The organism is Streptomyces glaucosporus (assembly GCF_039533345.1).
GTDB lineage: Bacteria > Actinomycetota > Actinomycetes > Streptomycetales > Streptomycetaceae > Streptomyces > Streptomyces glaucosporus.
On sequence record NZ_BAAATJ010000001.1, the window covers coordinates 256704 to 278547 of the forward strand.

General features: G+C 72.9%; 20 protein-coding genes and 2 pseudogenes. 12 read left to right on the forward strand and 10 right to left on the reverse strand.

Annotated elements, in window-relative coordinates:
- The 4 genes from cydD to hisC form a co-directional block, all read right to left on the reverse strand.
- Positions 1-1792, reverse strand: a 1792-nt coding sequence (gene cydD / locus ABD358_RS01140) for a thiol reductant ABC exporter subunit CydD (protein ID WP_344628859.1), incomplete at its 3' end; no start/stop codon positions are given.
- A complete protein-coding gene (cydB, locus tag ABD358_RS01145; RefSeq protein WP_344628860.1) occupies positions 1789-2820 on the reverse strand; it encodes a cytochrome d ubiquinol oxidase subunit II in 1032 nt (343 codons plus the stop codon). The genes cydB and cydD, both read right to left, overlap by 4 nt.
- A 10-nt stretch (positions 2821-2830) precedes the next feature.
- Complete coding sequence (locus ABD358_RS01150; protein WP_344628861.1) at positions 2831-4342, reverse strand: cytochrome ubiquinol oxidase subunit I; 1512 nt, start codon at positions 4340-4342, stop codon at positions 2831-2833.
- 166 nt (positions 4343-4508) lie between these two features.
- Positions 4509-5597: a histidinol-phosphate transaminase gene (hisC, locus tag ABD358_RS01155; RefSeq protein ID WP_344628862.1), complete on the reverse strand. Its 1089-nt coding sequence runs from the start codon at positions 5595-5597 to the stop codon at positions 4509-4511.
- Between the two features lie 377 nt (positions 5598-5974).
- Between hisC and ABD358_RS01160 the strand changes: the two genes are divergently transcribed.
- The 9 genes from ABD358_RS01160 (at position 5975) to ABD358_RS01200 (ending at position 14426) form a co-directional block, all read left to right on the forward strand.
- Positions 5975-7087, forward strand: coding sequence for a LacI family DNA-binding transcriptional regulator (locus ABD358_RS01160; protein WP_344628863.1), 1113 nt, complete (start codon positions 5975-5977; stop codon positions 7085-7087).
- 244 nt (positions 7088-7331) lie between these two features.
- Complete coding sequence (locus tag ABD358_RS01165) at positions 7332-8312, forward strand: metallophosphoesterase (protein ID WP_344628864.1); 981 nt, start codon at positions 7332-7334, stop codon at positions 8310-8312.
- A 199-nt stretch (positions 8313-8511) separates the two neighbouring features.
- Positions 8512-9354 (forward strand): hypothetical protein, encoded by an 843-nt coding sequence (locus tag ABD358_RS01170; protein ID WP_344628865.1) that lies wholly within the window; start codon positions 8512-8514, stop codon positions 9352-9354.
- 60 nt (positions 9355-9414) lie between these two features.
- Positions 9415-10212 carry a Mut7-C RNAse domain-containing protein gene (locus ABD358_RS01175; RefSeq protein ID WP_344628866.1) on the forward strand — a complete coding sequence of 266 codons (798 nt, stop codon included), beginning with the start codon at positions 9415-9417 and terminating at the stop codon, positions 10210-10212.
- A gap of 406 nt (positions 10213-10618) precedes the next feature.
- The gene (locus ABD358_RS01180; RefSeq protein WP_344628867.1) at positions 10619-10960 is read left to right on the forward strand and encodes a PadR family transcriptional regulator; all 342 of its coding nucleotides are present in this window, start codon (positions 10619-10621) and stop codon (positions 10958-10960) included.
- Positions 10957-11718 carry a hypothetical protein gene (locus tag ABD358_RS01185; RefSeq protein WP_344628868.1) on the forward strand — a complete coding sequence of 254 codons (762 nt, stop codon included), beginning with the start codon at positions 10957-10959 and terminating at the stop codon, positions 11716-11718. The genes ABD358_RS01180 and ABD358_RS01185 overlap by 4 nt, the downstream gene beginning before the upstream one ends.
- Before the next feature lie 77 nt (positions 11719-11795).
- Entirely contained in the window at positions 11796-12629 is an 834-nt protein-coding gene (locus ABD358_RS01190; RefSeq protein WP_425576207.1) for a M23 family metallopeptidase, read from the forward strand.
- A 136-nt stretch (positions 12630-12765) separates the two neighbouring features.
- The gene (locus ABD358_RS01195; protein ID WP_344628869.1) at positions 12766-13752 is read left to right on the forward strand and encodes an SCO4651 family lipoprotein; all 987 of its coding nucleotides are present in this window, start codon (positions 12766-12768) and stop codon (positions 13750-13752) included.
- A gap of 92 nt (positions 13753-13844) precedes the next feature.
- Positions 13845-14426 (forward strand): pyridoxamine 5'-phosphate oxidase family protein, encoded by a 582-nt coding sequence (locus ABD358_RS01200; protein ID WP_344628870.1) that lies wholly within the window; start codon positions 13845-13847, stop codon positions 14424-14426.
- Between the two features lie 15 nt (positions 14427-14441).
- Here ABD358_RS01200 and ABD358_RS01205 read toward each other — a convergent pair.
- Positions 14442-15413 (reverse strand): annotated as a pseudogene (locus ABD358_RS01205) (vWA domain-containing protein); the annotation flags it as partial.
- A gap of 222 nt (positions 15414-15635) precedes the next feature.
- Between ABD358_RS01205 and ABD358_RS01210 the strand changes: the two are divergent.
- Positions 15636-16130 carry a lamin tail domain-containing protein gene (locus ABD358_RS01210; RefSeq protein ID WP_344628871.1) on the forward strand — a complete coding sequence of 165 codons (495 nt, stop codon included), beginning with the start codon at positions 15636-15638 and terminating at the stop codon, positions 16128-16130.
- Positions 16131-16317: 187 nt separating this feature from the next.
- Here ABD358_RS01210 and ABD358_RS01215 read toward each other — a convergent pair whose 3' ends face one another.
- The 3 genes and pseudogenes from ABD358_RS01215 to thiC all read right to left on the reverse strand — a co-directional run bounded on the left by ABD358_RS01215 (position 16318) and on the right by thiC (position 19034).
- A complete protein-coding gene (locus ABD358_RS01215) occupies positions 16318-16836 on the reverse strand; it encodes a GNAT family N-acetyltransferase (RefSeq protein ID WP_344628872.1) in 519 nt (172 codons plus the stop codon).
- Between the two features lie 131 nt (positions 16837-16967).
- A pseudogene (locus ABD358_RS01220) lies at positions 16968-17084 on the reverse strand (HAD family hydrolase); the annotation flags it as partial.
- Positions 17085-17219: 135 nt separating this feature from the next.
- Positions 17220-19034, reverse strand: a complete 1815-nt coding sequence (thiC, locus tag ABD358_RS01225) for a phosphomethylpyrimidine synthase ThiC (protein WP_344628873.1) — start codon at positions 19032-19034, stop codon at positions 17220-17222.
- Positions 19035-19237: 203 nt separating this feature from the next.
- On the opposite strand from thiC, the gene ABD358_RS01230 reads away from it, so the two are divergent.
- Positions 19238-20638 carry a YibE/F family protein gene (locus ABD358_RS01230; RefSeq protein WP_344628874.1) on the forward strand — a complete coding sequence of 467 codons (1401 nt, stop codon included), beginning with the start codon at positions 19238-19240 and terminating at the stop codon, positions 20636-20638.
- 52 nt (positions 20639-20690) lie between these two features.
- Here ABD358_RS01230 and ABD358_RS01235 read toward each other — a convergent pair whose 3' ends face one another.
- Entirely contained in the window at positions 20691-20897 is a 207-nt protein-coding gene (locus ABD358_RS01235) for a DUF5326 family protein (protein WP_344628875.1), read from the reverse strand.
- Between the two features lie 190 nt (positions 20898-21087).
- Complete coding sequence (locus tag ABD358_RS01240; protein WP_344628876.1) at positions 21088-21405, reverse strand: cupin domain-containing protein; 318 nt, start codon at positions 21403-21405, stop codon at positions 21088-21090.
- A 57-nt stretch (positions 21406-21462) separates the two neighbouring features.
- On the opposite strand from ABD358_RS01240, the gene ABD358_RS01245 reads away from it, so the two are divergent.
- Positions 21463-21840 carry a phage holin family protein gene (locus ABD358_RS01245; protein WP_344628877.1) on the forward strand — a complete coding sequence of 126 codons (378 nt, stop codon included), beginning with the start codon at positions 21463-21465 and terminating at the stop codon, positions 21838-21840.
- The last annotated feature ends 4 nt before the right edge of the window (positions 21841-21844 follow it).

Sequence of the window (21844 nt, forward strand, 5' to 3'; positions counted from 1 at the left end):
CGCCGTGGGCCAGGGTGCGGGCCGGGGTGTGGGTCCCCTCCGGCTCGCTGCCGGCTGCGGGGCCGCCGTGGGCCGGAGTGCGGACCGGGGTGTGGGTGGGGGCGCCGACCGACGTGCCGGTGATGAAGGGGGCGGGGGTGGGGGCGGGGGCGGCCGGTGCCCGCTCGGGCGGCGCGGGGGCGAGGCGGACGACGCGGTCCGCGACCGCGAGCAGGGCGGGCCGGTGGACGATCAGGATGACGGTGCGTCCGCGGGCGAGGCGGGCGACCGCCTCGACGACGGCCGCCTCGGTGGCGCCGTCGAGTGCGGCCGTGGGCTCGTCCAGCAGGACCAGCGGGCGGTCGGCGAGGAAGGCGCGGGCCAGGGCGACGCGCTGGCGCTGGCCGGCGGAGAGTCCCGCGCCCGCCTCGCCGAGCCGGGTGGCGGGCGGGATGTCGGGGGCTCCGGCCTCGCGGAGGGCCGCGGCGACCTCGGCGTCGGTGGCGTCGGGGCGGGCCAGGCGGACGTTGTCGGCGACGGTGCCGGCGAACAGGTGCGGGTGCTGGGGGACCCAGGCGATCTGGGAGCGCCAGGTGGCGGCGTCGAGGCCGCGGAGGTCGGTGCCGCCGATCCGGATGCGGCCGGCTGTGGGGGGCGTGAAGCCGAGGAGGGCGTTGAGCAGGGTCGTCTTGCCGGATCCCGAGGGGCCCGTGACGGCGACGGTCTCGCCGGGGGCGACGGTCAGGGTGGTGGGGGGCAGCGAGTCGGTGGCGCGGCCCTCGTGGCGGACGGTGAGGCCCTCGACGGCGATGGCGGCGGTGCGGGCGTCGGGGGCGGGGGCGGTGCCGGAGGCGGGGGGCGCGGTTTCGAGGACGTCGAAGACCTCCTCGGCCGCCGAGAGGCCCTCGGCCGCGGCGTGGTAGTGGACGCCGACCTGGCGCAGGGGCAGGTACGCCTCGGGGGCGAGGATCAGCACGACCAGACCGGTGTACAGGTCGAGGTCGCCGTGGACCAGGCGCATGCCGATGCCGACCGCGACGAGGGCGACGGAGATCGTCGAGAGGAGTTCGAGGACGAAGGAGGAGAGGAAGGCGATCCGCAGGGTGCGCAGGGTGGCGCGGCGGTAGTCGGCGGTGATGGCGCGGATGTTCTCGGCCTGGGCCTTGGCCCGGCCGAACACCTTGAGGGTGGGCAGTCCGGCGACGACGTCGAGGAAGTGACCGGAGAGGCGGGCCAGCAGCCGCCACTGGCGGTCCATGCGGGCCTGGGTGGCCCAGCCGATCAGGATCATGAAGACCGGGATCAGCGGCAGGGTGACGACGATGGTGGCCGCGGAGATCCAGTCGTCGGTGACGATGCGGGCGAGCAGCGCGGCGGGGACGACGACGGCCAGGGCGAGCTGGGGGAGGTAGCGGGCGAAGTAGTCGTCGAGCGCGTCGATGCCCCGGGTGGCGAGGTTGGCCAGTTCCCCGGTGCGGGCGCCGCTCAGCCAGGACGGGCCGAGGGCCGCGGCGTGGCCGAGGAGTCGGAGGCGGAGCTCGGACTTGACCGCGGCGGACGAGCGGTGGGCGGCCAGTTCGGTGAGCCAGGAGACCAGCCCCCGGCCGAGTGCGGTGGCGGCCAGGAGCAGCAGGGGGGTGGTGAGGTCGTCAGGGTGCGTGCCCCGCTGGAAGGCCCGTACGACGATCTCGGCGACGAGGACGGCCTGGGCGATGACCAGGCCCGCTCCGGCCAGCCCGAGCACCACGGCCGCGGCGAGGAAGACGCGGGTGGTGCGGGCGTACCGGAGCAGGCGGGGGTCGACGGGCTTCATGAGCGGCTGGGTTCCGGTTCCTGGTGGCGGGTGTCCACGGCGATGTGCTGGGTTCCGATCCGCTTGCGGAACACCCAGTATGTCCAGCCCTGGTAGAGGAGCACGAGCGGTGTGGCCAGGGCGGCCAGCCAGGTCATGATCGTCAGGGTGTAGTGGCTGGAGGAGGCGTTGGAGACCGTCAGGCTCCAGGCGGGATCGAGGGTGGAGGGCATGACGTTCGGATAGAGGGTGAGGAAGAGCATCGCGACGGTGGCGACGACGGCCGCCCCGGAGAGGGTGAAGGACCAGCCCTCGCGTCCCGCGGCGATCGCGCGGACGGCGGCGAGGAGGGCGAGGGCGGCGGCGGCCAGGGCGGCCAGGCTGGTGAGGTCGCCGCGGTCGAGCTGGGTCCAGCCGAGGAAGGCGACCGCGAGGGCGGCGGTGGCCAGGCCCAGGCGGACGGCGAGGGAGCGGGCGCGGACGCGGATGTCGCCGACGGTCTTCAGGGCGGTGAAGACCGCGCCGTGGAAGGTGAAGAGGGCGAGGGTCGTCAGGCCGCCGAGGAGCGCGTGCGGGTTGAGGAGGTCGATCAGACCGCCGGTGTACTCCTTGTCGGCGTCGATGGCGACGCCGTGGACGATGTTGGCGAAGGCCACGCCCCACAGGAAGGCGGGGAGCAGGGAGCACCAGAAGATGGCGCGCTCCCAGTTGGTCTGCCACTTCTCCTCGGGCCGCTTGGCGCGGTACTCGAAGGCGACGCCCCGCACGATCAGGCAGACCAGGATGAGCAGGAGCGGCAGGTAGAAGCCGGAGAAGAGGGTGGCGTACCAGTCGGGGAAGGCGGCGAAGGTGGCGCCGCCGGCGGTCAGCAGCCAGACCTCGTTGCCGTCCCAGACGGGTCCGATGGTGTTGATCAGCACGCGGCGCTCGGCGCGGTCGCGGGCCAGCAGCCGGGTGAGGACGCCGACTCCGAAGTCGAAGCCCTCCAGGAAGAAGTAGCCGGTCCACAGGACGGCTATCAGGACGAACCAGACGTCGTGGAGTTCCATCGGGGGCACCTCAGTAGGAGAAGGCCATGGGGCGGTCGGCGTCTTCCTTGTCGTGGCCGCCGATCCTGGTGGGCGGGTTGAGGTCGTCCTCGGTCAGCTCGGGCGGTCCGGCCTTGGCGTACTTGGCCAGGAGGCGGACCTCGACGACGGCGAGGACGGCGTACAGGGCGGTGAAGACCGTCATGGAGACGAGGACTTCGAGCTGCGAGACGCCGGGCGAGACGGCGGCGGAGGTGCGCAGCAGGCCGTAGACGACCCACGGCTGGCGGCCCATCTCGGTGAAGATCCAGCCCCAGGCGTTGGCGATGAGCGGGAAGACCATGGTGAGGAAGGCCAGCCGCCAGTACCAGCGGGTGAGGACGGGGCCGAGGAGGCGGTCGCGGGTGAGGGCGAGCCGGGGGACCTCGGTGTCGGTGGTGCGGTGGCGTTCGGCGAGGAGGAAGCGGCGGCGGGTGAGCCACAGGCCCGCCGCGCCGAGGGCGGTGGAGGCCATGCCGAAGCCGATCATCCAGCGGAAGCCCCAGTAGGCGACGGGGATGTTGGGCTTGTAGTCGCCGGGGCCGTACTGCTCCTGGAGTGCCTCGTTGGTGTCGTTGATGCCGGGGACGGGGGTGGAGAAGTCGCTGTGCGCCAGGAAGGAGAGCAGGCCGGGTATCTCGACGGCGACCTTGTTGTGCCCCTCGTCCACGTCGCCGTAGGCGAAGACGGAGAACGGCGCGGGTCCCTCGGTCTCCCACAGGGCCTCGGCGGCGGCCATCTTCATGGGCTGCTGCTCGTACATGATCTTGCCGAGGTGGTCGCCGCTGACGGCGGTGAGCGCTCCGGCGGTCACGAGGGTGACCAGTCCGAGGCGGAGCGAGGTCCGCATCACGGGTATGTGGCGGCGGCGGGCCAGGTGGTAGGCGGCGATGCCGACCATGAAGGCGCCGCCGGTGAGGAAGGCCGCCGTCATGGTGTGGAAGAACTGCGCCACGGCGGTGTTCTGGGTGAGCACCGCGAGGAAGTCGGTGAGTTCGGCGCGTCCCGACTCGGGGTCGATGCGGTATCCGACCGGGTGCTGCATCCAGGAGTTGGCGGCCAGGATGAAGTACGCGGACAGGACCGTGCCGATCGAGACCATCCATATGGTGGCCAGGTGGATCCTCTTCGGCAGTTTGTCCCAGCCGAAGATCCACAGGCCGATGAAGGTGGACTCGAAGAAGAAGGCGATCAGCGCCTCGAAGGCGAGGGGCGCTCCGAAGACGTCGCCGACGAAGCGGGAGTAGTCGGACCAGTTCATGCCGAACTGGAACTCCTGCACGATGCCCGTGACCACGCCCATGGCGATGTTGATCAGGAAGAGCTTCCCCCAGAACTTCGTCGCCTTCAGGTAGACCTCGCGGCCCGTGCGCACCCAGGCGGTCTGGAGGCCGGCGGTGAGGGCGGCGAGCGAGATGGTCAGGGGAACGAACAGGAAGTGGTAGACGGTGGTGATGCCGAACTGCCACCGCGCCAGTATCTCCGGGGCCAGAGCCAGGTCCACGGCAGTCTCCAAAAGTGGACGTGGTGTGACGTATCACACGCGCTCGTGAATGCGTTCACATTCACAAGTAAGTATGACGCACATACCGTCATGCCCTCCCACCGGGGGGCGGGAGGGCATGACGGGTCCCGCCGGCCGGGACCTCCGTCCCGGCCGGCGGGTGCGGTCAGCGGGACCGGAGCCCTTCGCGGAAGTCCCCGGCGGTCCGGAGGAAGATGTCGTTGGCGGCCGTCTCGCCGATCGTGACGCGGACCCCCTCGCCCGCGAACGGCCGGACCGTCACCCCGGCCTTCTCGCAGACCTCGGCGAACTCGGCGGTGCGCTCGCCCAGCCGCAGCCAGACGAAGTTCGCCTGCGTGTCCGGGACCGTCCAGCCCTGCTCCAGCAGCCCCTCGCGGACCCGCTGCCGCTCCTCGACCAGCGCCTCCACCCGCTTGAGCAGCTCGTCCTCGCTCCGCAGCGAGGCGACCGCCGCGTCCTGCGCGATCTGGCTCACCCCGAACGGGACGGCCGTCTTGCGCAGCGCCGCCGCCACCGGCTCGTGGGCGACCGCGAACCCGACGCGCAGCCCGGCCAGGCCGTACGCCTTGGAGAAGGTGCGCAGCACGCACACGTTCGGGCGGTCGCGGTACAGCTCGATCCCGTCCGGCACGTCCTCGTCGCGGACGAACTCGCGGTACGCCTCGTCCAGCACCACCAGGACGTCCCCGGGCACCCGGTCCAGGAAGCGCTCCAGCTCGGCGCGGCGCAGGGCGTTGCCGGTGGGGTTGTTGGGGTTGCAGACGAAGATCAGCCGGGTGCGGTCGGTGACGGCGTCGGCCATCGCGTCCAGGTCGTGGTCCTCGCCCTCGGTCAGCGGCACGCGGACGGAGGCCGCCCCGGAGATCTGGGTGATGATCGGGTACGCCTCGAAGGACCGCCAGGCGTACACCACCTCGTCGCCGGGGCCCGCCGTGGCCTGGAGGAGCTGCTGGGCGACGCCGACGGAGCCGGTGCCGGTGGCCAGGTGGGACACGGGCACGTCGAAGCGGCTCGCCAGCTCGTCCAGCAGGGCGCCGCAGGCCATGTCCGGGTAGCGGTTGAGGAAGCCGGCGGCGGAGACGGCGGACTCGAGCACACCGGGCAGGGGCGGGTAGGGGTTCTCGTTGGAGGAGAGCTTGTACGCCGCGGGGCCGTCGGCCGCCGGGGGCCGGCCGGGCTTGTACGTGGGGATCCCGTCCAGTGCCGCGCGCAGCTTCGGGGCCTTCTCCGTCATACCAGGTCCTCCTCGGCCCTCCGGGCCAGTCGTGGAGCGGCCCTGCCGCCGCTCCCACCGCATCCAATACTGCTCATCCCCGAAGGATTCCGGGAGACCTTCCGCGCACCGAATGGCGGGGTGCGTGTGCGGAAGCCGCGCGCGGGTGGCGTGCGCGGTGGCGCGCATCACTCTTAGGAGTGACTTGAGGGGGCTTCCGGGCATCAGCGGTTCTGCTGGAGCAAGCGGCGGGAGAGCCGCAGAAACGATGGGTTAAACCTTCAACTAGCGGTGCATCCATGGTCTTCACCGCTGTTCCGGCTTGCAGAATCGCTTCTTCAGCCCCGCTTCCGTATGTCCCCGCGAACGGTGTGGTGCGGCCCTACTATCGGCACGCCATGACAGCAGCAGGGAAGCACCAGGTGAGCCGGTCCCGCGGCCGCAGGCTGGCACGCGCGGGCATCCGCGACGTGGCCGCCGCGGCCGGTGTCTCGATCACGACGGTCTCGGACGCGCTCAACGGGAAGGGCCGTCTGCCCGAGGCCACCCGGCGCCACGTCCGCGAGGTCGCCGACCGCCTCGGCTACCGCCCCTCCGCGGCGGCCCGCACCCTCCGCACCGGCAAGTCGGGGCTGATCGGCCTCACGGTCACCACCTACGGCGACGAGCCGTTCACCTTCACCGAGTTCGCCTACTTCGCCGAGATGGCCCGCGCCGCCTCCTCCGCCGCCCTGGCCCGCGGCTACGCCCTGGTCATCCTGCCCGCCAGCACCCGGCAGAGCCCCTACGACGTCTGGTCGAACGTCGCCCTCGACGGCACCGTCGTCATCGACCCCTCCGACCGCGACCCCGTCGTCGCCGAACTGGTCCGCCAGGGCATCCCCGTGGTCTCCGACGGCCGCCCGTGCGGCGACCTCCCCGTCGCCGCCTGGGTCGACAACGACCACGAGGCCGCCGTGACCGGCCTCCTCGACCACCTCGCCGCCGCCGGCGCCCGCCGCATCGGCCTGCTCACCGGCACCAGCACCGACACCTACACCCGGCTGTCCACCAGCGCCTACCTCCAGTGGTGCGAACGCAGGGGCCAGACGCCGGTGTACGAGGCGTACCCCGCCCACGACCCCTGCGCGGGCGCCGTCGCCGCCGACCGGCTGCTGGCGCGGCCCGACCGCCCCGACGCCGTGTACGGCCTGTTCGACCCCAACGGCACCGACCTGCTGGCCGCCGCCCGCCGCTACGGGCTCCGCGTCCCCGAGGACCTGCTGCTGGTGTGCTGCAGCGAGTCCGCCGTCTACGCCGCCACCGATCCGCCCGTCACCACCCTCTCCCTCAAGCCCGGACGCATCGGCACCACCGTCGTCCAGCTCCTGATCGACGCCATCGAGGGCGTCGGCGGCGGTCGCCCCGTGCAGCGGATCATGCCGACCGACCTGATCGTCCGCGCGTCCTCCCAACGCCGCCGGCCGCGGACGACGATCAGCTCACCCCGCTCCCCCGAACAGCACAGTTGAGCGGGCGAACCGGTCACAACGGGAGAAAACTCCACCTCGTCCGGCTCCCGCGAGGTCCCGGCCCGAATTGTCGTCCCCCGGGTGCGTCACAAGGTCCGACCTGCGTTCCTATGATGGGCGCACACACCAGGACCGGCTTTCGGAACGGGGCAACCCCACGGGAGACGGAGAGAAGGTCCGGAAGGTGCAAGCGCGCGCGACGGTGGAGGGGTCGATGACTCAGGGGGCCGGTCGGGGATCCGACATGTGGCACAACGCGAGCGCGATGAGCGCGACTCCCGACCCGCTTCCGGGCGGGTACACCCCGACGCAGCGGGACCTGCCCGTCGTCGGCCCCGCGGCCGTCGCACCGTCCCCCACCCCCACCCTGGTCGACACCCCCTCCCCCCTCGGCCGGCCCGGCGGCGAGCCCGGCCCCCTGTACGTCGTCGGCGACGTCCACGGCTACCTCGACGAGCTGCGGACGGCCCTGCTCAACCAGGGGCTGATCGACACCGAGGACCACTGGATCGCGGGCAACGCCCGGCTGTGGTTCCTGGGCGACTTCACCGACCGCGGCCCGGACGGCGTCGGCGTGATCGACCTGGTGATGCAGCTCTCCGCCGAGGCGGCCGCCGCCGGCGGCTACTGCAAGGCCCTGATGGGCAACCACGAGCTGCTGCTGATCGGCGCCAAGCGCTTCGGCGACACCCCCGTCAACTCCGGCGCCGGCACCGCCTCCTTCAAGGCGGCCTGGCTGCTCAACGGCGGCCAGCACTCCGACATGGAGCGGCTCCAGGACCACCACATCCAGTGGATGTCCCGGCTGGACGCCATGGCCCTGGCCGACGACCACCTGCTGGTGCACTCCGACACCACCGCCTACCGGGAGTACGGCGACACCATCACCGACGTCAACGACGCGATCACCGAGGCGCTCACCCACCACGACGCCGACGAGACCTGGGACCTGTTCCGCAAGTTCACCAAGCGCTTCGCCTTCCGCGACGAGGGCGGGTCCACGGCCGTGCGCGAGATGCTCGACACCTACGGCGGACGGCGGCTCGTCCACGGCCACAGCCCCATCCCGTACCTGCTGGGCGAGGTCGGTTCCGAGGACGGCGACGACGGGGCGCCGCAGGTGCACGGCCCGCACGTCTACGCCGACTCCCTCGCGGTCGCGATGGACGGCGGGGTGACCATGGCCGGGAAGCTCCTGGTGTCCCAGTTGCCGCTTCCCGCGTGAGCTCCGGGCTCCCCCGGCGCCCATCCGGCACACCTGCGCGCGGACGGCCACGGCGGTGAGCGCCTCCACCGGAAGGCGCGCGTTTTCCGGAAACACCCTGTCACCGCCTGGCGGAACCGCTCTACGATCGGGTCCCTGTCTTCAGCGAGCTCTCCTCCGTTTCCGCCCTCGCGGGCCTACGGAGCACCGGGGGATGCACATGAACAGCGCTCCGCATCTGCGCCTCGAGGACCGCCCCGAGTTCGAACGGGTCCTCGACGAGGCGCTGCGCACCGCACGCGCCCGTCCCGGCCCGGACGCCGCGGGACAGCGGCCGACCACCGAGGAGCTGCGCGCCATGGCGCTCGGCTCCGCCACCGCGATCGCCGCCCGCGCCGCCGCCGAGTACGGCCACTTCGTCCGGCTCCGCGACGAGCTCCGCCGCCCCGGCCGCGCCCCCTCGGCGCAGGACCCGGCCCCCTCCGGATCTTCCGGTTCCGCCGGGGCCGGACTGCTGCCGACCCTCTCCGTGCTGGCTCCCCTGCTGGCCGGGACCGCTTCGGTGGTCTTCCTCCTGGTCGGTCACGCCCTGAGCGTGATGACGCCGGAGCCCTCCATCGCCGCCCCGATGCGCGACGCGGGCCGGGCCTTCGCCGCCCTGGCCGCCGCCGCGCTCCTGGCCGCGTGCGCCGGTCTGCTGGTCACCGCTCTGCGCCACGGCTCCGGAGCGATCCGGGCGGACGGCCGGGGCGGGAAAGAGGGCCGGAACAGGAAGGACGGCCGGAGCGGGGAGGAAGGAAAAGAGGGAGGGGACGCGCAGGAGGGCCTCGCCGAGGAGGTCGCCCGGGCCCGCGCGGACTGGCGGGCGGCGCTGCTGGAGCGCGGGGTGCTCCCCTTCCTCCGCGAGGCCCTGGACGACCCCGCCGGCCGGTCCGCATCCGGCGCACCGGGCGCCGCGAACGCCCCGCGGCCCCCGCGCGAGAGCCGCCACCCCCGGCTCGGCTACACGCACCCGGGCTTCTCCAGCCCCGACTTCGGCGGCCCGGAGCACGCCCCGGACTGATCCCGGCCCGTGCCGGTAAACCGGTGGGGCCGGCGAAGGCGCGCTGGCATCCTGGGGAGGGTGACGGACCGACCACACCGACCGCAGGGCCCGGAGGAGTCCCGGGCACCGCACGAACTGTTCCTGCGCATAGCCCCCGAGCTGCGGATCTTCCTTCCCGCACGGCACCGCGGCGCCGAGTCCCTGTCCGTCCCCCACGACGGGACGTCCTCCCTCGTCCACATCGTGCAGTCCGCGGGCGTCCCGCTGACCGAGGTGGGCGCGCTCGTCCTGGCGGACGGGCGGCGGGTCGAACCGGAGCACCGCCCCGAGGCGGGCGAGACGGTCCGGGTCGAGCCCGTGGAGCGGCCGCAGCGGGTGCCGGACGGGCCGCCGCGCTTCCTCCTGGACGTCCACCTGGGCACGCTGGCCCGGCGGCTGCGGCTGGTGGCCGGCCTGGACACCGCCTATCACAACGACAGGGACGACGCCGCGCTGGTCGAGCAGGCCAACGCCGAGCGGCGCGTCCTGCTCACCCAGGACCGCGGGCTGCTGATGCGCCGTCAGTTGTGGATGGGCGCCTATGTGCACGGCTCCCGCCCGGACGACCAGCTCGCCGACGTCCTGGACCGCTTCGCCCCGCCCCTGGCGCCGTGGACGCGGTGCACGGCGTGCAACGGACTGCTGGACGGCGTCCCCAAGTCCGAGGTCGAGCACCTGCTGCGCCCGGGGACCCGCCGGACGTACGACACCTTCGCCCGCTGCCGCGACTGCGGGCACGTCTACTGGCATGGGGCACACGGAAGCCGGCTGGAGGAGCTGGTGGCCGGGGCCGCCGAATCGGCCCGCGCGGCCGGGTCCGGGACGGCCGGCGCCTGACCTCGGCGGGCAGTTCCTCCGGACGGGGGGGCTCGTGCGGCGCGGGGGTTCCTGAGCGGTCCGGCCGGCTCCGCGCAGGCGTGTTCGGCCTCGGCCGCGGTGTCGTCGACGGGGTCGCCGGGGGAGCCGTCGAGGGGTCGTCCACGGGCATGCCGAAGACGGCAGTCCGCCCGTTTCGGGCCTTCCGGAGACGTCCGGCGGGAGATCCGCGGGAGTCCTGGCCGGTTCCGGTCACGCCGTTCCGCCCCGGAGCCCGGGCGAGGTCACCGGGGTCGGCGTGCCGCCCCGGCACCGGTTCCCCGGTGCCTGCCGGGCCCTTCCCCGGCCGTCGGACACGGCGGCACCTCCACCACTTCGTTCAACCACCTAGGTTGCAAAACTACATAGCCCATGGTGTCATCTAGGTATGGCAACAGACCGAAGGGCCAGCTGGCTCAAGGGCGTTCTGGACCTGCTGGTCCTCGCCTGCCTGACCGGGGGCGAGAGCTACGGCTACGAGATCGCCAAGCGGCTGGACGAGGCCGGACTCGGCACGATCCGCGGCGGCACGCTCTACCCGGTGCTCAACCGGCTGGAGGAGGCCGGTCTGGTGGAGGCCGAGTTCCGCGCCGCGGAACGCGGCCCCGGCCGCCGCTACTACCGGCTGACCGGCGACGGACGCCGGCACCTGGCCGAACAGGGCGGCGCGTGGCTGGTGTTCCACCGCGCGGTGAAGGACATGCTGGGCACAGGAGGGGTGGGGGAATGACGGAGCGGAGCACGGACACGTACTTCACGGAGCTGGCGGAGCGGCTCCGCACGCGGGGCGTCGCCGAGGAGCGGGTGACCGCCGTCCTGGCGGACCTCCACGAGTACCTGCTGGACGCCGACACCGACCCGGAGACCGAGTTCGGCCCGGTGGAGGAGTTCGCCGGGCAGCTCGCCCGCGACGCCGGCGCCTCCCCCGCGGAACCCGCCGGGGAGCCCGGCCCCCGCGCCGAGGAGTGGCGCTGGGTCTGCGACGTCTACACCGACCGGGAGCTGCTGGCTCGCTACGGCGACCAGGGCTGGGAGGTCGAGCGCATCGACCGGCTCGGCCGCTTCGTCTGCCGCCGCGACCCCGACAGCCCGATGCGCTGGGAGTACCGCCGCGAGATCGCCGGACGCGGGAAGCACGACGAGGTGGCGGCCCGCCTCGCCCCGGACGGCTGGGAGCCGTGCGGCAGGTGGACGTACATCGCGTACTTCAAGCGGCCGCTCGCCGCCCTCACCGGCCCCGCCGCCGAACTCCCCGCCGTCCCCGAGCCGCCGGCGCGGCGCGTGTTCCTCAGTGCCAGGTACCGGGGGCTGCTCGCCGTGGCCCTGGTCCTGTGGGCGGTGGTGGGCGCCTGCGCCGTCTTCTCCGACCTGTCCCTCACCGAGCCCTCCGCACTGGCGGGCACGGCCGTCGGGGCCGTGGCCGGAGGCGCCCTGGGGTGGTACGGCCTCCGCCGCCGGCTGGCGAAGGAGTCCGCCGAACGGCCGTGACGCCCGGCGGGGTGGACAGGGCCGGGTGCGTCGGCCAGTCTCGGACCCGGACGACGCACCCGGCGGAGGAGACCCCGATGACCGCGGCCGGTCCGGCCCGCACGGCAGCACTGCTCATGTGGCTGCGCCCCCTCGGCTACGGCCTCGTCGCGGCGTTCATCCTGTTCGACGTCGGCGTCCGCCTGCTGGGGAGCGGTCTCCGCCTCTCCGGATGGCTGCTGTTCGCGGCCGCCGCCGTCATGGTCTGCGCGGAGGCGTGGAGGGTGTTCCTCGTCCGGAGGGCGCACCGGGGGCCGGACCCGGAACCCGTCGAGGTCGCGCCGCCGGTCGCCGGCCGCTGGCGCGCTCTCAACGGCCCGGCCGACGGGGCGCCCAGCCACGGCACCCGGGCCTACGGCCAGGCGTACGCGATCGACATCACGGCCGATCCGGAGGACCGTCCCGGCCCGGCCTTCGGCTGGTGGCCGCCCGTCCGCCGCAACGGCGACTTCCCGGCGTTCGGGGAGCCGGTCCTGGCCGTCGCCGACGCCACGGTCGTCCGGGTCCGGGACGGCCGCCGGGACCACCTCTCCCGCAACTCCTGGCCGGCCCTGCCGCTGTTCTTCGCCGAGGCGTTCGTCCGCGACGCGGCCGGTCCCGCCTTCCTGCTGGGCAACCACCTGGTACTCGACCTCGGCGACGGCACGTACGCCCTCTACGCCCACCTGATGCGCGGCTCGCTCACCGTCCGGGAGGGCGAGCGGGTGCGCGCGGGCCAGACGGTGGCCCGCGTCGGGAACACCGGCAACTCCACCGAGCCGCACCTGCACTTCCAGCTGATGAGCACCGCCGACCCGTTCACGGCGCGGGGCCTGCCGTTCCGCTGGCGCGGAATCGGCGTCCCGGCCGACGGCGAGACGTTCACGGCCTGAACCGCCGGCCTCCGTCATCCGGCGTCCCCGCCGGGCGAGTTGATGGATTGTCCGAATATGAGCGATTGATTGGCATGCGCCGGGAAACGCGGAACGGTGCCGGACGAGCACCGCTCCGCGACACCGAGGAGGCCGTATGGCACGCATGTCACGCAGGACCAGAGCCGGTGCGGCGGTGGCCGCCGGACTGCTGGCCGGCACGGCGCTGGCCGGCTGCGGCGACGAGGAGGACCGGTCCGCCGCCGACCGTGTGAAGGAGGGGAGTTCGCAGGCCGGGGGGCGCCAGGACGCCGCCGAGGTCGTGCGGACGGCACACGAGCGGACCGTGGCGGCCGAGACCGCGAGGATGACGCTGAGGATCCACGCCGCCTCGGGCGGCAGGGAGCGGACGGTCACCGGAAGCGGCTCCGTCGACCTCGCCGACGGGACGAGCGACCTGACGGTCCGGGCCGGCGGCGAGACGGTCCGGCAGCGCGTGGTCGGCCGGGTCCTCTACCAGGAGCTGCCGGAGTCCCTGCGGGACCGGGTGTCGGACGGCAGGCCGTGGATCAGGATCGACCTGCGGGAGGCCGCCGGACGGATCGAGGGCGTCAGCGGGCTGCGGCTCGGCGACCCCGCCCGGGTCCTCGGCTACGCCGGGGCCCTGTCCGAAGACCCTGACGACCCGGACGGCCCTGACGACCCGGCCGACTCTGACGACCCGGACGGCCCTGACGACGGGATCACCCGGATCGGCCGCGAGAAGGTGGCGGGCGCCGACACCACGCGCTACCGCGTGACCGTGGACGTCGAGGACCTCGCCGACGAGGACACGGCCCAGGGCGAGCGGCTCCGGCGGCAGCTCGGGGAGTCCCTGCCGATGGACCTGTGGCTCGACGACCGGAACCGCATCCGCCGCCAGCAGTTCGAGATCGACGCCAGGGGCGCCGGCAGTCCGCCGGCGGACACGCGGGAGCCGCGGGAGCCGGGTGATCCGGCCCAGGCGGGGAACGCCACGGTCCGCACCGTGCTGGAGTTCCACGACTTCGGCACCCCGGTCGACGTCTCCGCGCCGCCCGCCGGACAGACCACGGACGTCACCGACAGGTTCGTCCGGCCGAGTGGAGAATCCCCCGGCGGCTGACGCCGCCGAGCGCCGATGAGTCCGGTCGCCGGCTCGCGTCTCTACCTTCGCAGACACCCGTGGACGTCCGCGGGCGAGCGGCAGGAGGAGAGATGGCGAACACGTCGCACACGTCACACGGCACCCATGTGACCCACACGGCACGCACGGCGCACACCGCCGCCGCCGAGCCGGTGGCCGAACTCGACCCCCGTTTCAGCGACGAGGACGCCGTCCCCACCGCCTGGCCCGAGGCGGAGAGGGCGCTGGAGACGGCGGAGGTCTTCTGGCTGTCGACCGTGCGGGTCGACGGCCGCCCCCACGTCACCCCGCTGCTGGCCGTCTGGCTGGACGGCGCCCCGCACTTCTGCACCGGCCCCGGCGAGCAGAAGGCCCGCAACCTGGAGCGGAACCCGCGCTGCGCCCTCACCACCGGGACCGGATCCCTCCGCGAGGGCCTGGACCTGGTGGTCGAGGGCGACGCCGCACGGGTCCTCGACGACGCCGGGCTCCGCCGTCTGGCCCGTCTCTACGAGACCAAGTACGGCCCCGACTGGCGCTTCACCGCCCACGACGGCGCCTTCCACGACCGGCGGGGAGGCGAGGCACACGTCTACCGGATCACCCCCACCGTGGTCTTCGGATTCGCCAAGGGCGGCCCGTACGCGCAGACCCGCTGGCGGTTCCCCCGGTAGCCGGGCCGCCGGGGTTCAGGAGTCCAGGACGCCCGCCCGCCGGGCGGCCTCCACCCAGGACGGGAACTCCGACAGCAGCCGTCCGTACAGCTCCTGGTCGGGCACCTGGTCGATGTCGTCCACGGCGAAGAAGCCGGCGTTGTCCACCCGGCGGTCCGGCAGGGTGTCGAACCGCTCCAGCGCCCCGTAGTCCCTGCGGCCCAGGCCCACGAACTGCCAGAAGACCGGCTCCTCGGCGGCCTCCCGCAGCTCCCGGTCGACCTCGCGGTCGCGGCGGACGTCGCCGTCGGAGAAGAACAGCACCAGCGTGGGCACGGGAACCGGGTTCTCCCGGACGTGGGCGCGGACCTCCGCGACGACCCTCTGCTCCTTGTTCCGGATCCCGACCAGCCGCATGTCGACCTGGTCGGGTTCCAGTTCCTCCGGGCGCTTCCGGGGACGGCCGAACAGGCTCATCTCGCCCGCCCGCACATGGCTGCGGATCCACTCGGGAAGCTCGCCGATCCGCAGGTCCGGCAGGCGGGCCGGGTGGGTGGCGAACGTCCACGCCTGCATCTCGCCGTCGTTGTCCAGGTGGGCGGCGACGGCCGCCATGCGTTCGACGACGCCGGCGACGGTCTCCTTGCCGTACAGCACCGTCATCGAACCGGAGGCGTCCAGGACGAGGATCACCCGCGCCCTGACCTCCTCCGCTCCGTGCTCGCGCAGACTGGCGGCGACCTGCTCCCTGCGCAGGGACAGGCGCTCGCGCATGTCGGCGGGCAGATTCTCCTCGGCCTTGCTCAGCGGTGTCGGATCCACAGGTTCCAGTCTGCCCACTCGTGCGGCGGAAAGCCCGCCGAGCCCGGGCTTTCCCGCCCGCCGGTTCCTCCCCCTCCCCCCTCGGGCCGACGGGCGCGTCCGGGACGGACGGGTCCGGGGGCGTCCGGCGTTCCGGGCCGGTTCCGGGTACGGCGGTGGGGGCGGTGGTGGGGACGGGACAGACGGGGTGTGTTCTCCGTGACACTCCCTCACTTCCCCGGCGGAGTGGGCCCGTGCCTCCGCCACGGCGAAGCCGCAGGCCGGTGCCGCCGGAGCCCCCGCCGGAGATCCACACCGGCGGGGCCGCCCAGCGCCCGGGTGCCGAACGGGAGTTCAAAAACGGAACCGTCTCTTCTCCACCTATGTATTCTCCTTATCGTTTCATCACACCCCAGGGGGGGATCTTTCGTGCGCAAGCACTCCGTCATAGCCGCGGCCGTCGCCGCCGGTGCACTCGCCGCCCTCGTCGCCGCCCCGGCCCAGGCCGCCGAGTACAGCTCGGCCCTGAAGGTCCGCGGAATCCAGTACGACGCGCTCGGCCGGGACTACAACAGCTGCTCCTCCGGCAACACCCGCGAGGAGTACCTGACGATCAAGAACTACTCGTCCACGGCGACCGTCAACCTCAAGGGCTACGTCGTCAAGGACGCCGCCGGGAACCGCTTCACCTTCACCGCGAGCCACTCGCTCCAGCCCGGCGACTACGTGAAGCTCCGCGGCGGCCGCGGCACCGACTCGGACAAGAACAACGTGGTCTACCGCAACAACTGCAACTTCATGTGGAACAACGACCGCGACACGATCTACCTGTACAAGCCCTCCAACAGCCGCGCGGACGTCCACTCCTACACCAGGAGCGGGTCCGACCCCGACGGCAACGGCTACATCACCTTCCACAAGTAGGCCGGACCTCCGGCGGGTCCCCGTCTCCCGAGCGGAGGCGGGGACCCGCCGGCATCCGCGCGTCCCGGAAGAGGTGGTCCGCCTCCTTCCCGAAGAGACGGATCTCCTCGGGGCGGCGGACCTTCCCGGGAGGGCGGGCCTCCCCGGAGGAGCCGGCCGGCATCGCTCCGCCCCTCTTCCCCGGCGCTCAGCTCGGGTTGATCCGGTGGTAGAGGATGTGGTCCCGCCACTCCCCCGCGATCTTCAGGTAGGAGGGCGCCACCGCGAACGGCTGGAAGCCGTTGCGGGCGAGCACCCGCTGGGAGGCCGTGTTGTGCGGGAGCGTCTCCGCCTGGAGGCGGTGCAGGCCGAGCTTCCCGAAGGCCAGCTCGACGGCTTCCGCCACCGCGGCCGAGGCGATGCCGCGGCCGTTGTGCGACTCGCTCACCCAGTAGCCGAGGGCCGCGGACTGGAACGCGCCCCGGACGATGTTGTTGATGTTCACACGCCCTATGGGACGGTCGTCCTCGTCGACTATCACGAGCGGCACCATGCTGCCCCGCGCGTACGCGTCGAGGTTGTCCTCCAGCACGGCGCGCTGCCCCTCCACGGTGAAGTACGCATCGCTGCGCGCCGGTTCCCACGGCGCGAGGAACGCGCGATTCGCCCGCACCTGATCGGCCAGCGCCTCGGCGTCCCCCACGGAGGCGATACGGGTGACGGACATGCTGCGACTCCCTCCGTTCCTGGTCCCGGCCACGGCCGGACACCATGGCCGGTACCCCGCTTCCGGCCGGCCACGACGAGGAGGGTCGCGGGACGGCCGCGGCGGGGAGGTTCCCCGGAACCGATGTCCTATCAGATGGCTCCGTGCTCCCCGCGGACGGCGGCCAGGAGTCCGGGCAGCCGGCGCATGTCGTCGAACACGACGGTGCCCTGTCCCTCCAGCCGGGAGGCCGGCGTCAGGCCGCCGCAGTCGAGGATCGCCAGTTCGGCGGGGGTCCGCTCCATGGGACGCAGCGTAGGGGGCCGGCCGCGCCGCGTCCGATGCCGGTGCCCCGGCGCCCGCGCGGAAGCGGGCGCCGGGGCACCGGGGCCGGACCGTCCCGGTCAGTCGGCGATCGGCAGGTAGACGCGGTTGCCCGCCGCGGCGAACTCCTCGGACTTGCGGCGCATGCCCTCCTCGGGGTCGAGCCCGTCCGGGGCGAGGTCGCCGCCGTGCTCGCGGCGGATGTCCTGGGAGATCTTCATCGAACAGAATTTCGGGCCGCACATCGAGCAGAAGTGCGCCGTCTTCGCCGGTTCGGCCGGAAGCGTCTCGTCGTGGTAGGCGCGGGCCGTGTCCGGGTCGAGGGCCAGGTTGAACTGGTCCTCCCAGCGGAACTCGAAGCGGGCGTCGGAGAGGGCGTCGTCCCACTCCTGGGCGCGGGGATGCCCCTTGGCCAGGTCCGCGGCGTGGGCGGCGATCTTGTACGTGATGACGCCCGTCTTGACGTCGTCGCGGTCCGGCAGGCCCAGGTGCTCCTTCGGCGTGACGTAGCAGAGCATCGCCGTGCCCCACCAGGCGATCATCGCGGCGCCGATGCCGGAGGTGATGTGGTCGTACGCCGGGGCGATGTCGGTGGTGAGCGGGCCGAGGGTGTAGAAGGGCGCCTCGTCGCAGATCTCCTGCTGGAGGTCGACGTTCTCCTTGATCTTGTGCATCGGGACGTGGCCCGGTCCCTCGATCATCGTCTGCACGTCGTGGGACTTGGCGATGCGGTTCAGCTCGCCCAGCGTGCGCAGCTCGGCGAACTGCGCCTCGTCGTTGGCGTCCGCGATGGAGCCCGGCCGCAGCCCGTCGCCGAGGGAGAAGGTGACGTCGTAGGCGCGCAGGATCTCGCAGAGCTCCTCGAAGTGGGTGTAGAGGAAGTTCTCCTTGTGGTGGGCCAGGCACCAGGCCGCCATGATCGAGCCGCCGCGCGAGACGATGCCCGTCTTGCGGCGGGCGGTCAGCGGGACGTAGCGCAGCAGGACGCCGGCGTGGACGGTCATGTAGTCCACGCCCTGCTCGCACTGCTCGACGACGGTGTCCTTGTAGATCTCCCAGGTCAGCTCCTCCGCCTTGCCGTCGACCTTCTCCAGCGCCTGGTAGAGGGGGACGGTGCCGATGGGGACGGGGGAGTTGCGGAGCACCCACTCGCGGGTGGTGTGGATGTTGCGGCCCGTGGACAGGTCCATCACGGTGTCGGCGCCCCAGCGGGTGGCCCAGGTCATCTTCTCCACCTCCTCCTCGATGGAGGAGGTGACGGCGGAGTTGCCGATGTTGGCGTTGACCTTCACCAGGAAGTTCTTGCCGATGATCATCGGCTCGGACTCCGGGTGGTTGACGTTCGCCGGGAGGACGGCGCGGCCCGCGGCGATCTCGTCGCGGACGAACTCCGGCGAGCAGCCCTCGCGGACGGCCACGAACTCCATCTCGGGGGTGATCTCGCCCCGTCTGGCGTACGCGAGCTGCGTGACGGACGTGGTGCCGCCGCGGCCCCGGCGCGGCAGGCGGGGGCGTCCGGGGAAGACGGCGTCGAGGTTGCGCAGCCCGCCGCGCGGCGAGGTGTGCCTGATGCCGTCGTCCTCGGGCCGCACCTCGCGGCCCGGGTACTCCTCGGTGTCCCCCCTGGCGACGATCCAGTTCTCCCGCAGCGGGGGCAGGCCGCGGCGGACGTCGGTGTCGATGTTCGGATCGGTGTACGGACCGGACGTGTCGTACAGCGTCACGTCCTTGCCGTTGGTGAGGTGCACCCGGCGGACGGGCACCCTGATGTCGGGGCGCGATCCGCTCAGATAGCCCTTGTGCCAGCCGGTCCGGCGCCGTCCGGCGTCCTCGACGGCGTTCTCGGCAGCGCTTCCGGCAGCGTTTTCGGGCGTGCGTGCATCCTGCGTGGTCATGAGACCCAACTCCCTACGCCGGCATTACCCGGTAACAGGTTCGGCGGTCGACGCAGCGTGCTTCCGTGGCCGTCCACGAAAGGTCAGCGTCCTCTCAGCCCCGTGCTCGGAGCTCCCGCGGTGTGCAAAAGCGCCCCCACGCTAACGGCTGACACCGGGCGCGCGCCAGGGTGCCCCGGACGTCGTCCTGGGATGATCGGGGCGTGGACTCTCCTCCCCGCCCTCCGGTTCCCCGTCCCCCGCAGCACGCGCCCGGCCCCGGCCACCCGTCCGGACACGCGTCCGGACACGCGCACCGGCCCGCGGACGCGCCCGGCCACCACCACGGGCACGCCCACCACCACGGGCCGGCCGCGCCCGCCTCGGCGCGGCTGCGCAGGGTCGTCGCGATGGTGCTGGTGCCGTTCGCCGTGGCGGTGCTCGCCGGGCTGGTGGTGCTGTGGCCGGGCGGGACGCCGGAGGGGAAGGACGGGCGGAGCGGCCTGGGCTACGACCGGCAGACGTTCGCCGCCCGGGTCACCGCGGTGGAGGAGGTGGCCTGCGAGGACGTGAACGCCGCCGGCGGGCAGCAGCCGCCCGGCGGCGGGGAGGCGGGCGCTCCGCAGCCGTCCTCGCGGGGAGGGGGTGCGTGCCTGCGGGCGACCGTCGAGGTCACCGAGGGCAAGGACGCGGGTCACACGTTCCCGGAGATCGTCACGCCGGACGCCACCCGCCGCCTGACGGCCGGCCAGGAGGTGGTGGTGGCGTACGCGCCCCAGGCGCCGCGCGAGCTGCAGTACAGCGTGGTGGACGTGCGGCGCACCGTCCCCATGGTGGTGCTGGCCGCCGTCTTCGCGCTGGCGGTGGTGGTCGTGGGGAGACTGCGCGGAGTGCTGGCCCTGGTCGGGCTGGCGGTGAGCTTCGGGGTGCTGACCCTGTTCATCCTCCCGGCGATCCTCCAGGGCTCCGATCCGCTGGCCGTGGCGGTCGTCGGGGGCAGCGCGATCATGCTGGCGACGCTCTACCTGTGCCACGGCGTCACCGCGCGCACCTCGGTGGCCGTCCTGGGGACGCTGGTGTCGCTGCTGCTGATCGGGCTGCTGGGCTCGGCCTTCATCGGCTGGGCGGAGCTGACGGGCAACACCGACGACCAGACCGGCCTGGTGCACACCCTCTACCCGGACATCGAGGTCCGCGGCCTGCTGCTGGCCGGGGTGCTGATCGGCTCGCTGGGCGTGCTGGACGACGTGACCGTGACGCAGACGTCCGCGGTGTGGGAGCTGCGGCAGGCCGACCCCCGGGCGAGCTGGCGCGCGCTCTACGGCGCGGCGATGCGCATCGGCCGCGACCACATCGCGTCGGTGGTGAACACGCTGGTGCTGGCGTATGCGGGCGCCTCGCTGCCGCTGCTGCTGCTGTTCTCCGTCGCGCGGGACGGGATGGGCTCGGTGGCCGGCAGCGAGGTGGTGGCGGAGGAGATCGTGCGGACGCTGATCGGCTCGATCGGCCTGGTCGCCTCGGTGCCGGTGACGACGGCGCTGGCCGCTCTGGTGGCGGTCGCGGACCGCGGGGACGGACGGGACCGGGGGCGCGGCCGACGGGGACGGCGGCGGGCCCGGAACTGAGCCGGGCCCGCCGCCGTACGGCGCCTGGCGGGATCCGTCAGGCGCCGGACCGTCAGGTGCCGGACGAGGAGGTGAACTTCCGCACCACGTAGACCAGCCCGCCGACCAGAGCGGCGAAGAGCAGCAGTTTGAAGACCAGGCTCAGGATGAAGCCGACGACGTTGGCGATCAGGCCGCCGAAGACGAAGAGCGCGATGAGGGGGATCGCGACCCACTTCACCCACCACGGCAGCGCCGCGAAGGTTCCCTTGACGTCCATGCCCGTTACCCGCTTCCTCGTGCCCGGTCGGTGTCGCTCACGGGCCGCGGCCCCGTGTCCGGTCCGCGGTCCTCTTCGTCCGTCTCCGATGCTAGGCGCGCGGGAGCCCCGGCGGGAGGCGCACCGGCCCGGGTCCTTCCCCGATCCGGCCCCTAGGGAACCCCGGGGCCCGGGGTTCCCGGGGCGGGGGTCAGCCCTCCGGGGGCGAGAAGACCACCAGGACCCTCAGGTCCTCGGAGATGTGGTGGAACCTGTGCGGCACCCCGGCCGGCACGTAGACCACGCTGCCGCGCGCCACCGGGGTCGTCTCGTCCCCGACGGTGATCAGCGCCCGGCCGCTGACCACGAAGTACACCTCGTCCTGGCGGTGCGGCTGCTGCGGGTCGGGCTCGCCGCGGTCCAGCGCGTACAGGCCGACGGACATGTTCCGCTCGCGCAGGAACTGCAGGTACGCGCCCTCGTTGGCGGCGCGCTCCGCCTCCAGCTCGTCCAGCCGGAACACCTTCACAGGTCCTCAACCCCTCACCGGTAGGCGGCCGCGTCCGCATCTGGGACGATCTCGGCCATGGTGACTTTTCTCGTCAAGACGCTCGCCAACGCCGTGGCCCTGGCCGCCGCCGTGTGGCTGCTGGACGACATCACGCTCACGGGTGACGACACCGCCGACAAGACTCTCACGCTGGTCCTCGTCGCGCTGATCTTCGGTCTGGTCAACTTCCTGGTCAAGCCGGTCGCGAAGCTGCTCTCCCTCCCGCTGCTGGTCCTCACCCTCGGCCTGTTCACCCTGGTGATCAACGCGCTGATGCTGCTGCTCACCTCCTGGGTCGCCGACCAGGCCGACCTGGCCTTCCACGTCGGCGGCTTCTGGACGGCCGTGCTCGGCGGCCTGATCGTCTCCATCGTGTCGTGGGCGGTGAACATGCTGCTGCCCGACGGCGACTGAGCCC